13 protein-coding genes are annotated in these 13,241 nt (G+C 69.5%); 9 read left to right on the top strand and 4 right to left on the bottom strand.

Features of this window, described 5'->3' with window-relative positions; all coding sequences use genetic code 11:
* The first annotated feature begins 83 nt into the window (after positions 1-83).
* The 8 genes from ACZ7KI_RS29620 to ACZ7KI_RS29585 all read left to right on the top strand — a co-directional run bounded on the left by ACZ7KI_RS29620 (position 84) and on the right by ACZ7KI_RS29585 (position 6,662).
* A complete protein-coding gene (locus ACZ7KI_RS29620) occupies positions 84-1,196 on the top strand; it encodes a TIGR03364 family FAD-dependent oxidoreductase (RefSeq protein ID WP_470276337.1) in 1,113 nt (370 codons plus the stop codon).
* Positions 1,190-1,864, top strand: a complete 675-nt coding sequence (locus ACZ7KI_RS29615) for a phosphonatase-like hydrolase (protein WP_470276336.1) — start codon at positions 1,190-1,192, stop codon at positions 1,862-1,864. Before ACZ7KI_RS29620 ends, ACZ7KI_RS29615 begins: the two co-directional genes overlap by 7 nt.
* A 16-nt stretch (positions 1,865-1,880) precedes the next feature.
* Positions 1,881-2,900, top strand: coding sequence for a 2-aminoethylphosphonate ABC transporter substrate-binding protein (locus ACZ7KI_RS29610; protein WP_470276335.1), 1,020 nt, complete (start codon positions 1,881-1,883; stop codon positions 2,898-2,900).
* Positions 2,897-3,958 (top strand): ABC transporter ATP-binding protein, encoded by a 1,062-nt coding sequence (locus ACZ7KI_RS29605; protein ID WP_470276334.1) that lies wholly within the window; start codon positions 2,897-2,899, stop codon positions 3,956-3,958. Before ACZ7KI_RS29610 ends, ACZ7KI_RS29605 begins: the two co-directional genes overlap by 4 nt.
* Entirely contained in the window at positions 3,955-4,809 is an 855-nt protein-coding gene (locus ACZ7KI_RS29600) for a 2-aminoethylphosphonate ABC transporter permease subunit (RefSeq protein WP_470276333.1), read from the top strand. The genes ACZ7KI_RS29605 and ACZ7KI_RS29600 overlap by 4 nt, the downstream gene beginning before the upstream one ends.
* Positions 4,787-5,584, top strand: coding sequence for an ABC transporter permease (locus ACZ7KI_RS29595; protein WP_470276332.1), 798 nt, complete (start codon positions 4,787-4,789; stop codon positions 5,582-5,584). Before ACZ7KI_RS29600 ends, ACZ7KI_RS29595 begins: the two co-directional genes overlap by 23 nt.
* Before the next feature lie 54 nt (positions 5,585-5,638).
* Positions 5,639-6,118 (top strand): hypothetical protein, encoded by a 480-nt coding sequence (locus tag ACZ7KI_RS29590; protein ID WP_470276331.1) that lies wholly within the window; start codon positions 5,639-5,641, stop codon positions 6,116-6,118.
* A gap of 121 nt (positions 6,119-6,239) precedes the next feature.
* A complete protein-coding gene (locus tag ACZ7KI_RS29585; RefSeq protein ID WP_470276330.1) occupies positions 6,240-6,662 on the top strand; it encodes a hypothetical protein in 423 nt (140 codons plus the stop codon).
* A 64-nt stretch (positions 6,663-6,726) separates the two neighbouring features.
* On the opposite strand, the gene ACZ7KI_RS29580 is transcribed toward ACZ7KI_RS29585, so the two are convergent.
* From ACZ7KI_RS29580 to ACZ7KI_RS29565, 4 genes are all read right to left on the bottom strand, one after another.
* Positions 6,727-8,385, bottom strand: coding sequence for a fumarate hydratase (locus ACZ7KI_RS29580; protein ID WP_470276329.1), 1,659 nt, complete (start codon positions 8,383-8,385; stop codon positions 6,727-6,729).
* A 308-nt stretch (positions 8,386-8,693) separates the two neighbouring features.
* Positions 8,694-9,725: a sigma-70 family RNA polymerase sigma factor gene (locus ACZ7KI_RS29575; protein WP_470276328.1), complete on the bottom strand. Its 1,032-nt coding sequence runs from the start codon at positions 9,723-9,725 to the stop codon at positions 8,694-8,696.
* Positions 9,726-9,971: 246 nt separating this feature from the next.
* Entirely contained in the window at positions 9,972-10,397 is a 426-nt protein-coding gene (gene dtd, locus ACZ7KI_RS29570; protein WP_470276327.1) for a D-aminoacyl-tRNA deacylase, read from the bottom strand.
* Positions 10,397-11,893 (bottom strand): DUF7782 domain-containing protein, encoded by a 1,497-nt coding sequence (locus ACZ7KI_RS29565; protein ID WP_470276326.1) that lies wholly within the window; start codon positions 11,891-11,893, stop codon positions 10,397-10,399. The genes dtd and ACZ7KI_RS29565 overlap by 1 nt, the downstream gene beginning before the upstream one ends.
* Positions 11,894-11,962: 69 nt before the next feature.
* On the opposite strand from ACZ7KI_RS29565, the gene ACZ7KI_RS29560 reads away from it, so the two are divergent.
* Positions 11,963-13,228, top strand: coding sequence for an amidohydrolase (locus ACZ7KI_RS29560; RefSeq protein ID WP_470276325.1), 1,266 nt, complete (start codon positions 11,963-11,965; stop codon positions 13,226-13,228).
* Positions 13,229-13,241 lie beyond the last annotated feature (13 nt).

Here is a 13,241-nt window from a genome sequence, read left to right as displayed (position 1 = left end):
CTGGTCCAAGTTTCGAAGGTACTTCACCTAGGGTTAGGGCCAAGGTCACGAGGCGTTGGTGCGCGCAGGCGAGCGTCTGCGGTGTGCGAATCCTCATCATCGGCGGCGGAGTGCTCGGCACTCAGCACGCCTGGCAGGCCGTCGAACGCGGCCACGACGTCGTCCAGATCGAACGCGAACCCGAAGCCCGGGGCGCGTCCGTGCGCAACTTCGGGCTGGTCTGGGTCGGCGGCCGCGCCACCGGGCTCGAACTGGAGACCGCCGCCAGGGCGCGAGTGCTGTGGGAGCGCATCGGCGAACGCGTGCCCGGGATCGGCTTCCGGCCGAACGGCTCCCTCACCGTCGTCCGCACGGAGGCCGAACTCGCCGTCGCCCGCGCCGCCGCGGCGAGCACGGAGGAGCGCGGCTTCAAGCTGCTCGACGCCGCCGAGTCCCGCGCGCTGAACCCGGCCCTGCGCGGCGAGTTCCTCGGCGCGCTCTGGTGCGACCGCGACGCCGCCGTCGAACCGCGCGTCGCCCAGCCCGCGCTGCGCGCCGAACTGGCGAAATCCGGCCGCTACACCTGGGTGCCCGGCCGCGAGATCCGCGACCTGACCACCCGGGGCGTCGTCGACGACACCGGCGAAACCCACGAAGGCGACGTTGTCGTCCTGTGCACCGGCGCGTGGATGGGCGGTCTGGTGAAGGAACTCGCCGGGCAGACCCCGATCCGCCGCGTACGGCTGCAGATGGCCCAGACCGAGCCCCTCGGCGAAGCCCTCACCACCACCGTCGCCGACGCGGACAGCTTCCGCTACTACCCCGCGTACCGCGGCGAGGCGCTCGACGACCTCAACGCACGCCAGCCGCAGGGTGCCGTCGCCGCGGCGAACGCCATGCAGTTGCTCATGGTCCAGCGCCTCGACGGCTCGCTGACCATCGGCGACACCCACGAGTACGACGAGCCGTTCTCCTTCGACACCACCGAAGACCCGTACGACCACTTGGCCGAGGTCGCCGGGGCGCTGCTCGGACGGCCGCTCCCGCGTATCGCCCGCCGCTGGGCCGGGGTCTACGCCCAGACCGTCGACACCGCCCGGATCGTCCACCGCGCCCGTGTCGCGGACAACGCCTGGCTCGTCACCGGCCCCGGTGGCCGGGGCATGACCTGTTCCCCCGCCATCGCCGAAGACACCGCCGAGGAGCTGTCGTGGTGAACACCGAACTCGTCGTCCTGGACATGGCGGGTACCACCGTCGCCGACGACGGCCTGGTGATCCGTGCCTTCACCGAGGCGATCGCCGCCGCCGGAGTGTCCGAAGAGGACACGCGCTACCCGGGAATGCTCGACTACGTAGTCGAAACCATGGGTCAGTCCAAGATCGTCGTCTTCCGCGCCCTGCTCGACGGGGACGAGGATCTCGCCCAGCGCGCGAACACCGAATTCCAGGCCGCCTACGGGAAACTCGTCGCCGACGGCCACTGTGAGCCGATCCCCGGCGCCGAGGAGACGATCCAGGAGCTGCGCGCGCGAGGCGTGAAGGTGGCGCTCACCACCGGCTTCGCACCCGCCACCCAGAACGCGATCCTGGACGCGCTGGGCTGGCGCGGCCTCGCCGACGCCGTGTTGGCGCCGGGAGAAGGCGTGCGTGGCCGTCCGTTCCCCGACCTCGTCCTCGCCGCCGCGTTGCGGCTCGAAATCAGCGACGTCCGCCGGATCGCCGTCGCCGGTGACACACCCTCGGACATCCAAACCGGCCTCTCCTCGGGCGCTTCGGTCGTCGTCGGCGTGCTCACCGGATCGGCGAAGAAGCCGGAGCTCGAAGCCGCCGGAGCCACCCACGTCCTCGAATCCGTCCGCGACCTCCCCAGCATGCTGTCCTAAAAGGAGCTTTGACGACATGAAGAAACTCGCGGCCGCCGCCCTCGCCGGGTTGCTCACGGTCACCCTGGCCGCCTGTGGCGGCACCGCCGGTGGCGCGTCCGGCGACCAGACCGTCACGTTGTACACAGTGGACGGACTCGAAGACTGGTACGCCCAGCGCGTCGAGGAGTTCAAGGCGAAGACCGGGATCACCGTGCAGGCGGTCACCGCCGGATCGGGAGAAGTCGCTTCGCGGGTGGAGAAGGAGAAGGCCAACACCCAGGCCGACATCCTGGTCACGCTTCCGCCGTTCATCCAGCGCGCCGCGTCGCAGGGCCTGCTCGCCACCACGGCGCCGTCCGGGATCGACCAGGTCCCCGCCGGGCAGAAGGACGGCCAGGGCCGCTACTTCGCCATCATGAACAACTACCTCAGCTTCATCCGCAATCCCCAGGTCTCGCCCAAGACCTGGGACGACCTGCTCGCGCCCGCGCTCAAGGGCAAGATCCAGTACTCGACCCCCGGTGAGGCGGGTGACGGCACCGCGGTACTGCTGCAACTCCAGCACGTCCTCGGTGAACAGGGCGCGCTCGAATACCTCACGAAACTCGAAGCCAACAACGTCGGCCCGTCGTCCTCCACCGGCAAGCTGCAGCCGAAGGTGGCCAAGGCCGAGATCCTGGTGGCCAACGGCGACGTCCAGATGAACCTCGCCTCGATCGAGAAGAGCGGTGGATTCGAGGTCTTCTTCCCGGCCGACGCGCAGGGCAAGCGGTCCACGTTCGCGCTCCCGTACTACGCCGGTCTCGTGAACAACGCGCCGCACGCCGAGAACGCCAAGAAGTTCCTGGATTTCCTGCTCTCGACCGAGGTGCAGGGCAAGGCCGTGGACGCTTTCGGCGCCCCGGCGCGGACCGACGTCACGCCGTCCGGGCCGCGGGCGGAGAAGGTGAAGGCCGCGCTCGACGGCGTCGAGATCTGGCAGCCGGACTGGGACGCCGTGCTCGCGAAGCTCGACGCCGGCCTCGCCGCGTACAAGAAGGCCGTCGGCCGATGACCCCGGCGGTCGAGTTCCGCGGGGTGTCCGTCCGTTTCGGACAGACGACCGCGCTTTCGCCACTGGACCTCACCGTGGCGAGAGGGGAGACCCTTGCCATGCTCGGGCCGTCCGGCTCCGGCAAATCGACGGCCTTGAAGGCACTCGCGGGTTTCGTCGCGCCGAGCACCGGCCGGGTCCTGCTCGACGGCGAGGACGTCACCGACCTGCCGCCGCATCGGCGCGGTCTCGGTGTGGTCGTCCAGAGCTACGCGCTGTTCCCGCATATGCGCGTCGAGGCGAACGTCGCGTTCGGGCTCAAGGCACGCAAGACTCCTCGTGCCGAAACCGAGAGCCGGGTCGCCGAAGCGCTGGAACTGGTCGGGATGGGCAAGTACGCCCGCCGCTACCCTCGTGAGCTTTCGGGCGGGCAGCAGCAGCGGGTCGCGCTCGCGCGGGCCTTGGCCATCCGGCCTCGGGTGCTGCTGCTGGACGAACCACTGTCCGCTTTGGACGCCGCCCTGCGCGAGGACATGGTCGCGGAACTGCTGCGGCTGCGGGCCGAACTGCCCGACACCACGCTGATCTACGTCACCCACGACCAGGGTGAGGCGCTGGCGCTGGCCGACCGGATCGCGGTCATGCGCGACTCGAAGCTGGTCGAACTCGGCCCGAGCCGTGAGCTGTACCAGCGGCCGTCGACGGAGTTCACCGCGAGCTTCCTCGGCGCGTCCAATCTCATCCCGGTGGAGCTGATCCGCACCGATGGCACCCGGGTCCGGCTCGGTGGCCGTGAACTGGCGGCGGACCCGTCCGGTGTGATCCGGGTTGGGCAGCCGGTCGCGCTCGGTGTCCGGCCCCACCGGGTCGGGATCACCGCGGTGGACGCTCCCGGCGCGCTGCCCGCGATCCTGCGCGGCGTCCAGTGGCGCGGCACGGGTTTCCGGCTCGACCTCGAACTCGCGCACGACGGCGGCGAGGTACGGGCCGAGGTTCCCGACGTCGAGGGGCTGCCTGGCGTGGGGGAGCGGGTCGGAGTGTCCATTCCGGACGGTTGCCCACTGGTGGGGATCGGATGACCGGCCTCGCACTGGCCGCCCCGTCGGCACCGGCGCGGCGCCGGGAGAAACCGGCGGCCCGCGGCTGGCTCCTGCTGCCGCCGGTGCTCGTCCTGCTCGGGTTCTTCGGCTATCCGCTCGTGCTGGTCGTCCTGCAATCGCTGGAATCGAAGACCGGCGAGTTCGGCCTGTCGGTATGGCTGGACGTGCTGGGTTCGGCCGAATTCCGGGACGCCGCCTGGAAGACCGTCGCGCTCGCCCTCGGTGCCACCGCGGGCTGTGTGGTGCTCGGGACGTTCCTCGCGCTGGTGATCGCGTTCGTCCCGTTCCCGGGTGCCCGGACGCTTTCGCGGCTGGTGGACACCGTCCTCGCGTTCCCGTCGTTCCTCATCGCGCTCGCCTTCACCTTCATCTACGGCAGCGCGGGAATCCTGGGCGCCGGCGGTTTCCTGTACTCGCCGTTCGGGATCCTGCTCGCGGAGATCACCTTCTACACGCCGTTCGTGATGCGGCCGGCGCTCGCCGCGTTCGGCCAGGTCTCCTCGGCGCAGATGGAGGTCGCGGCCAGCCTCGGCGCGAAACCCGGCCGCGTACTGCGTCAAGTGATCCTGCCGGAAGCGTGGGTGTCACTGGCTTCCGGCGCCTGCCTGACCATGCTGCTGGCGATGAACGAGTTCGGCATCGTGCTGTTCCTCGGCGCCAAGGACGTCACGACGTTGCCGATGCTGGTCTACGGCAAGGGAATCGTCACGTTCGACTTCCCGCAGGCGTGTGTCATCGCGGTGGTCAACGTCGTGTTCTCCCTCGCCCTGTACGGAACTTACCGGCGTCTGACGAAGGGAGGCCGTCGTGCTGCTGTGGACGAGGCGTAGCCGGATCCTGCTGTGGACGGTGTTCGCGGTGCTGTTCACCGCGATCGTGCTGGCGCCGCTGCTGATGATCGTGCTGGCGTCGGTCGCCGGGAACTGGACCGGTTTGCTGCCGGGCGCGCTCACCGGTTCGCATTTCGCGCAGGCGTTGTCGGGGGAGACGTTCGCGAGCCTTTCGGTGAGCATCCAGACCGGTGTCATCGCCTCGCTGGTCTCGGTGCTGCTGGGGACCTGGGCCGCGCTCGCCGCGCGGTCCGCCGGCCCCCGGGTCCGCAAAGCCGTCGACACCCTGTTCCACCTGCCGATCGCGGTGCCATCGGTGGTGCTGGGACTGGCTTTGCTGGTGGCGTTCAGCCGTCCGCCGCTGGCCTTCAACGGGACGCGCTGGATCGTGCTGCTCGGGCACGTGATGATCCTGCTGCCGTTCTCCTTCAGCACCGTCTCCGCCGCGATCGCGCGGATGGACCCGCTGCTGGCGCAGGCGGCGGCGAGCCTTGGGGCGGGGCCGGTCCGGGTGCTGCTCCGGGTCCGGCTGCCGGTGCTGCTGCCGTCGATCTCGGCGTCGGCGAGTCTCGCGCTGGCGATGTCGATGGGCGAACTGGGCGCGACGATGATGCTGTACCCACCGGACTGGCGCACGCTGCCCGCGAGCATTTTCGCGCTCACGGACCGGGGACAGGTGTTCCTCGCCTCGGCGAGCACGGTGCTGCTGCTGGCCGTCACCCTCGCGGGGGTCGTGCTCCTCGGGCTGGTTCGCGGACGCGCCGCCCAGCGTTGAATGACAGAGCGGCGGTGATGCAACCTCATCGGGCGTTCGCTCCGTCTTGAAGCCATGAAGAACGCAGCGAAGACGCTAGGCGCGGGGCTCGTGCTCGCCGCGACGGCGGCCTGCGGCGCGGGCGGCCCGGGAGCACCGGCGAACACGAGTACCCCGCCGGTCGTCACCACACCCTCGGATCTGCCCACCTCACTCCCGGCGAGCCCGCCGGTCGCGAAACCACCGATGTCGCGGCCGACCGTCGGCCCACCGCCCTCGGACGCGATGCTGCCGCCGTCGCAGGTCGACGCCAAGGTGCCCGCTCAAGCCAGCGCGGGAACCGGCACGACGCTGAACGTGCACGTCGAACTCAGCGGCTGTGACGAGGCGACGGCGAACCTGGCCGAGCAGAACGCGCAGCGGGTCGTGGTCAAGATCAAGATCGACCACGGGGATCCCGGACGGATGTGCCCGCAGGTGATCCGCTACGCCGTCCTGCCGGTGCGGCTGGCCGAGCCCATCGGTTCGCGGGCCGTCGTTCTGGAAGCGGGTTGAGATCATGTGCAACCCCATGAGGGTCCCGTTCCGTCCTAGGCACATGAGGTACTTAACGAATGTCATCGGCCTAGGCCTGATCGTCGTTGCGGTATCCGCCTGCGGGGCGCAGAACCAGGCGGTGGAACCCGGGAGCGGCCAGGGCAGCGGCAACCTGAGTACCGTGCCGCCTTCCTCGTCGCCCGCTCCCGCACCGGGGAGCCAGCCCGGCGTCCCCAATGCGCCGCGCCAGGAGGTGCCGGAAGGCAGCACCAAGCTGCCGGACAAGCAACTCGACGCGTCGGCGCTTCCCGCGGACTATCCGCGTGAGGTCCACACCAGCAACGGCGGGACGATCCTGAACATCCGCGGCCAGGAAGGCGGCTGCGGGCACGCGACCGCGGAGGCGGCGCAGCAGGACGGGAACCGGGTCACCATCAACCTGACCGAACTCAAGGGCCAGACCGGCCAGATGTGCACGATGGACATCCGGTACCCGGTGATCTCGGTGACGCTGGCGGCGCCGCTGGGGGAGCGGACCGTGGTGTTGAAGCAGATGCGGTAACGCGCTCACGCGCGCCATGAAAGGTCCTTTCCTTGCGAAATTTGCAAGGAAAGGACCTTTCATATCACCGGAAGCTGATCTGCAGCACCGGTTCCGAGGTGGCCTCGAAGAAGTCGTTGCCCTTGTCGTCGATGACGATGAACGCGGGGAAGTCCTCGACCTCGATCTTCCAGACCGCCTCCATCCCCAGCTCGGCGTACTCGAGGACGTCGACCTTCTTGATGCAGTCCTGCGCGAGCCGCGCGGCCGGGCCGCCGATCGAACCGAGATAGAACCCGCCGTGCTGCTCGCACGCGGCGGTCACCTTCTTGGACCGGTTGCCCTTGGCCAGCATCACCAGGGAACCGCCCGCCGCCTGGAACTGCTCGACGTAGGAGTCCATGCGGCCCGCGGTGGTCGGTCCGAAGGAACCCGACGCGTAGCCCTCCGGCGTCTTCGCCGGGCCCGCGTAGTACACGGGGTGGTCGCGAAGGTACTGAGGCATCTCTTCGCCCGCGTCGAGCCGCTCGGCGATCTTCGCGTGCGCGATGTCGCGGGCGACGACGAGCGGGCCGGTCAGCGACAGGCGGGTCTTCACCGGCAGCTGCGAAAGCTGGGCGCGGATATCGGCCATCGGACGGTTGAGGTCGACGGTCACCACCTCGTCGGACAGATCGTCCTCGGTGACGTCGGGCAGGAACCGGGCCGGGTCGCGTTCGAGCTGCTCCAGGAACACGCCGTCGGCGGTGATCTTCGCCTTGGCCTGGCGGTCTGCCGAGCACGAGACGGCGACACCGACCGGGCAGGACGCGCCGTGCCGCGGCAGGCGGATCACGCGGACGTCGTGGCAGAAGTACTTGCCGCCGAACTGCGCGCCGATGCCGAACTGGCGCGTCATCTCCAGCACCTGCTGTTCGAGGTCGACGTCGCGGAAACCGTGGCCCAGCTCGGAACCCTCGGTGGGCAGGTCGTCGAGGTAGCGGGCGGAGGCCAGCTTCGCGACCTTGAGGTTGAACTCCGCCGACGTGCCGCCGACGACGATCGCGAGGTGGTACGGCGGGCAGGCGGCGGTGCCGAGGCTGCGCAGTTTCTCGTCGAGGAACTTCGCGAGCCGCTTCGGGTTCAGGACCGCTTTCGTTTCCTGATAGAGGAACGTCTTGTTCGCGCTGCCGCCGCCCTTGGCCATGAACAGGAATTCATAGCTCGGGTCGCCTTGGCCGTCTTTGTGATAGAGCTCGATCTGCGCGGGCAAGTTGGTACCCGTATTGCGCTCATCCCAGAAATTCACCGGCGCCATCTGCGAATAGCGCAGATTCAACTCCTGATAGGCGTCGAAAATGCCTCGCGACAGCGCGCGTTCGTCGTCGGCGCCGGTGAGCACGCCCTCGCCGCGCTTGCCGATCACGATGGCGGTGCCGGTGTCCTGGCACATCGGGAGGACGCCGCCGGCGGAGATCGCCGCGTTGCGCAGCAGGTCCATCGCGACGAACCGGTCGTTGCCACTGGCCTCGGGATCGTCGACGATCGCGCGCAGCTGCGCCAGGTGTGACGAGCGCAGCAGGTGCTGGATGTCGGTGATCGCGGTCTTGGCGAGCTTGGTCAGCGCTTCGGGCTCGACCTTGAGGAACTTCCGGCCCGCCGCCTCGACGACCTCGACACCTTCGGTGCCGAGCAGCCGGTACTCGGTGTGGGTGTCCTTCGCGAGCGGAAGGACTTCAGTGTGCTGGAACGTGGTGGGCGCCACTGCGCGGGCTCCTTTGCCGGCATCGGGAACCCGCCCACGGTACTAGGCGGGCCCCAGGTGACCGGCGTCACGTCCAGGTGAAGGCGGCGGGAATGCAATTCGCACTCCGCAATTTGTCGCGGGGCCCCACAAATTAGTTCGGGAGGCCGGGCCCACCCCGACGGACCCGACCTCCCGGGGAAAGCGATCCGGGCGCGAACACCCGACCGCGAAGACTTATTACCTGCTCGACGGTCTCGTGACGCAGGTCATAAGTCAACGCTGCCGAACGGGTGTCGCTTTTCGAGCGTCTAAAGGCGCAGTGGGGATTACGAAGCGTAGGCGCGCAAGCGGTCGGCCCGCTCACCCTGACGAAGCTTCGACATGACCTCTCGCTCGATCTGGCGAACGCGCTCACGGGAGAGCCCGAAGTGCTTGCCGATCTGGTCGAGGGTGCGCGGCTGGCCGTCGTCGAGGCCGTAGCGCAGGCGGATCACCTGGGACTCCCGGTCGTCCAGCGTCGCGAGCACGCGGCGCAGGTCGTCCTGCAGCAGACCGGAGATCACGGCGCTCTCGGCGTCGGTCGCCTCGGAGTCCTCGATGAAGTCGCCGAGCGGGGCGTCCTCCTCGGTGCCGACCGGCATGTCGAGGCTCACCGGGTCACGCGAGTGGTCGAGCAGATCGGAGATCTTGTGCGCCGGAATGCCCGATTCCGCGGCCAGTTCCTCGTGCGTGGCGTCGCGCCCGAGCTGCTGGTGCAGGTCACGCTTGATGCGGGCCAGCTTGTTCACCTGTTCCACCAGGTGGACGGGCAGCCGGATGGTGCGTCCCTGGTCGGCCATCCCCCTGGTGATGGCCTGGCGGATCCACCAGGTGGCGTAGGTCGAGAACTTGAACCCCTTGGAGTAGTCGAACTTCTCCACCGCGCGGATCAGACCCAGGTTCCCCTCCTGGATCAGGTCGAGCAGCGGCATCCCCCGGCCGGTGTAGCGCTTCGCGAGTGAGACCACGAGGCGGAGGTTGGCCTCCAGCAGGTGGTTCTTCGCGACGTGGCCGTCACGCACGAGGGCCCTCATCTCGGAGCGCCGCTTCGGCGTGAGGTTCTCGGCGGTGTCGATGACGTGCTGGGCGAACACCCCGGCTTCGATGCGCTTCGCCAGCTCGACCTCGTCGGCGGCGGACAGCAGCGCCGTCTTGCCGATTCCGTTGAGGTACACGCGAACCAGGTCCGCGGCCGGGCTCTGGGCGTCGAGGTCGGCGTCGGTGAGCACCCCCGCTGTCACCGGCTCCTGGGTGGATTGCGCCGGGATACGGCGCTCGCGAATCCCGCGCGCTTCGCGTTCGAGAGTCTGGACTGACATTCTGCCTCCCCGGTCACGGGCTGAACGTGCTGCGATGTGTCCACCGGATCCGTCTCGGCGTAGCAAGCCCTGTGGAAACCCGCTACTCCTCGCCGTCCCAGCTTGGCTGGACACTTGGCTCAACGCCGGGAGGTCCGAAAACGTTCCCGGCCGCTATACAGGAGACGGGCGGCTGACCTGGGGCGTTGCTCCACCAACCCTGAGCTTTTCCTGAGAATGCCCGTGCGGGGGAGAAACAAACGTGGTCTAGACCTCTAACAGAACCGTGAACGGACCGTCGTTCACGCTCCGGACCGCCATCATGGCCCCGAACCGGCCTGTTTCGACCCTGGCGCCGCGTTCGCGCAAAGCCTCGACCACTGCTTCCACGAGCGGCTCGGCGGTTTCCGGCCGGGCGGCCGCCGTCCACGACGGACGGCGGCCTTTGCGGGTATCGCCATAAAGGGTGAACTGGCTTACGACAAGTAGGGGAGCACCGGTGGTGGCACAGGACTCTTCGTCGCGAAGTATGCGAGCTTCGTGCAGTTTGCGAGCCACCGTCGCCGCCTTCGTCACGTCGTCGTCGACGTGGATTCCCAGCAGCACCAGCAAATCCGGCTCGGCGATGGCGCCGGTCACCTCGTCGCCGACGGTCACGCTCGCTTCCGTGACCCTCGCCACCACCGCCCGCATCAGACGGCCGGGAGGAGCATGCCGTGCCGGACCAGTTCGCGGACGACGGGCAGCGCGGCGGCGGCCAGTTCCTCCGGTTCGAGGCCCTGAGCGGCCGCCAGGAGCACGATCAGGTCTTCCAGGGGCAGCGCGCCCTGACAGCCGGCGAGCAACCGGGTCGCCAGTTCGTCCACCTCGTGCGACCACCCGGGACCGTCGGTGCGGTGCAGCCGCTGGACGGTCGTGGCCCAGCCCTCCTCGCCCGGCTCGGCGACGCTCTCCAGCAGAACGCTCTCCGGAACGCGGAACCGGACATCGAGGAGCGAATCCCCGTTGGCGCGCAGCCATTCCACCCGGTCCAGCCAGTTCGCCGCCTCGGCGCCCAGCGGGTCGTCGTAGGCCTGGCGGAGGTCCTCGCACACGATCGTCGGCGTCTGGCCGGCGGCACGGCGAAGGGTGACGAAGCCGAAGCCGATGCCCTGGACGTTGTTTTCGGCGAACCAATCGAGCCAGGCGCCGGATTTCGCGCGGCCCTCGGGGGAGCGGGGGTCTATACCCGCGTCGCGCAGCCACGTGCCGACGTACAGACCCGGATCCGCGATGTCCCGCTGGACGAACCACGCGTCGGTCTCGGCGGGAAGCCAGCGGGTCACCCGATCGCCCCAATCCTCGCCCTCGACATGCAGCCAGGACGCGAGGAGCTGACCGGTCCCGCCGTCGTTGAGGAACCCGGGCAGCTGCCGCACCACGAGTGCGCTGGCGTCGTCGCCGGCGAGGCCGGAGTCGCGGTAGGTGTAGTCGACCCTCGGCGGGCCGACCACGAACGGCGGATTGCAGACGATCTGGTCGAACCGGCGGCGCGCGACCGGCGCGAACCACTCGCCCGGTACGAGTTCGACGTCCAGTTCGTTGAGCCGGAAGGTGGCCGCGGCGAGCGCCAGCGCGCGCGCCGAGACGTCGGTGGCGGTGACCTTCTTCGCGTGGCGGGTGGCGTGCAGCGCCTGGACGCCGTTGCCGGTGCCGAGATCGAGCAGGCTGCCGACCTCGCGGCGGCTGGTGGCGCGGATCAGGCTGAGCGAGGCGTGCCCGACCCCCAGCACGTGGTCTTCAGGCACAGTCCGGCCGAGAACGTCGGCGTCGAGGTCCGAAACGACCCACCAGGAGCCTTCGTCGTCGCCATGCGGGCGCACGTCGAGCCCGGCCCGGTAACCGTCGGCCGCGGGGACGAGCAGCGTCGCGGCGACCGCGTCATCCAGGGCCAGTGGCGCGAAAGCGGCCTCGACGTCCTTCTCGGGTTCGGTCGAGCCCAGGAGGAACAGCCGGATCAGCGTGCCGAGTTCCCCGGCGTCGCGTGTCGCGCGGTAGGCGAGTTCGGGCTCGCCGCGGCCGAGGGCGGCGTGCGCGGAGCCGAGGGCCTCGACCACGCCGTCGGCGTCGTAACCCGTCCGGTGGAAGGCTTCCCGCAGCCTCGCGCAGACGTCGGCGGACAGTTCGGGGAGGGCGGCTCGTGTGCTCACGGTGGGTAATTGCGATGGATGGGGTGCGATGGGGCTGCTCACATTGAGTAATACTGCCAGGATTGGGTCGTGAGCCTTAAGAGTGTCCTGGCACCGCTGGAAGCGGCGCTTCCCGGACTGGAAGATCTGTACACCGACCTCCACCGGCATCCGGAGCTGTCGTTCGCCGAAACCCGCACCGCCGCCGAACTGGCCCGGCGCTTGGAGGCCGACGGCTACGAGGTGCACACCGGCGTCGGGCGCACCGGCGTCCTGGGCGTGCTGCGCAACGGGCCGGGACCGAAGGTGATGCTGCGTGCCGACATCGACGCGCTGCCGGTCGAGGAGAAGACCGGCCTGCCTTACGCGAGCACCGCGCGCGGGGTCGACGCCGACGGCCGCGATTTCCCGGTGATGCACGCCTGCGGCCACGACATGCACGCCACTTGGCTCTCCGGCGCCGCCTCGCTGCTGGCGGCCGGACGTGAGCACTGGTCCGGCACGCTGATGGTCGTCTTCCAGCCGGGAGAGGAAGCCGGGGACGGCGCCGCGGGGATGGTCCGCGACGGGGTCTTCGGGCCCGCGGGCAAGCCCGACGTCGTATTCGGCCAGCACGTCGTCCCCGGTCCGGCGGGCTGGGTGCTGACCAGGCCGGGCGTGATCATGGCGGCCACCGACGCGCTGCGCATCACCCTGCACGGCCGGGGCGGGCACGGTTCGCGCCCCGAGACGACGGTGGACCCCGCGGTGCTCGCCGCGTCCGTGGTGCTCAAGCTGCAGACCATCGTTTCGCGGGAGATCGCGGCGACCGAGTCGGCGGTGGTGACCGTCGGTTCGCTGCACGTCGGCACCGCGCACAACATCATCGCCGACCACGCCGTGCTCGAGGTCAACATCCGGTCGTTCGACCAGGCGGTGCGGGAGAAGGTGGTCGCGGCGGTCGAACGGATCGTGCACGGCGAGGCGGCCACCGCGGGCGCGCCGAAACCGCCCGAGATCGAGCGCATCGGCGCGTTCCCGGTCACCGAGAACGACGAGACGGCCACCGACGCACTCACCGCCGCGTTCCGGGAGCACTTCGGCGAGGGGCGCGTCATGCCGGCACCGCTGGTCACCGGCAGTGAGGACTTCAGCGAGTTCGGCCGCGCCGCCGGGGTACCGTCGGTGTTCTGGCTGGTGGGCGGGATGGACGAGCAGCAGGTCATCTCCGCGATGACCGCCGGGCGCTTCGAACAGGACATCCCGTCGAACCACTCGCCGCTGTTCGCGCCGATCCCGCATCCGACCCTGTCGGCGGGCGTCGAAGCACTCGTGGTCGCGGCCTGGCATCGGCTCACCCACCCGGGTGTCGGATGAGCCCGGCGAGTGG

Source organism: Amycolatopsis sp. NPDC039088, from assembly GCF_055598845.1.
The sequence above is the reverse complement of the archived record's forward strand: the minus strand, read 5'-3'. Positions and strand labels throughout refer to the sequence as shown.

Bases quoted from the DNA above. Each gene is read 5' to 3' on its own strand.
- dtd (WP_470276327.1), bottom strand. From the start codon at position 10,397: ATGCGGGCGGTGGTGGCGAGGGTCACGGAAGCGAGCGTGACCGTCGGC.
- ACZ7KI_RS29600 (WP_470276333.1), top strand. From the start codon at position 3,955: ATGACCGGCCTCGCACTGGCCGCCCCGTCGGCACCGGCGCGGCGCCGG.
- ACZ7KI_RS29575 (WP_470276328.1), bottom strand. From the start codon at position 9,725: ATGTCAGTCCAGACTCTCGAACGCGAAGCGCGCGGGATTCGCGAGCGC.
- ACZ7KI_RS29605 (WP_470276334.1), top strand. From the start codon at position 2,897: ATGACCCCGGCGGTCGAGTTCCGCGGGGTGTCCGTCCGTTTCGGACAG.
- ACZ7KI_RS29590 (WP_470276331.1), top strand. From the start codon at position 5,639: ATGAAGAACGCAGCGAAGACGCTAGGCGCGGGGCTCGTGCTCGCCGCG.
- ACZ7KI_RS29610 (WP_470276335.1), top strand. From the start codon at position 1,881: ATGAAGAAACTCGCGGCCGCCGCCCTCGCCGGGTTGCTCACGGTCACC.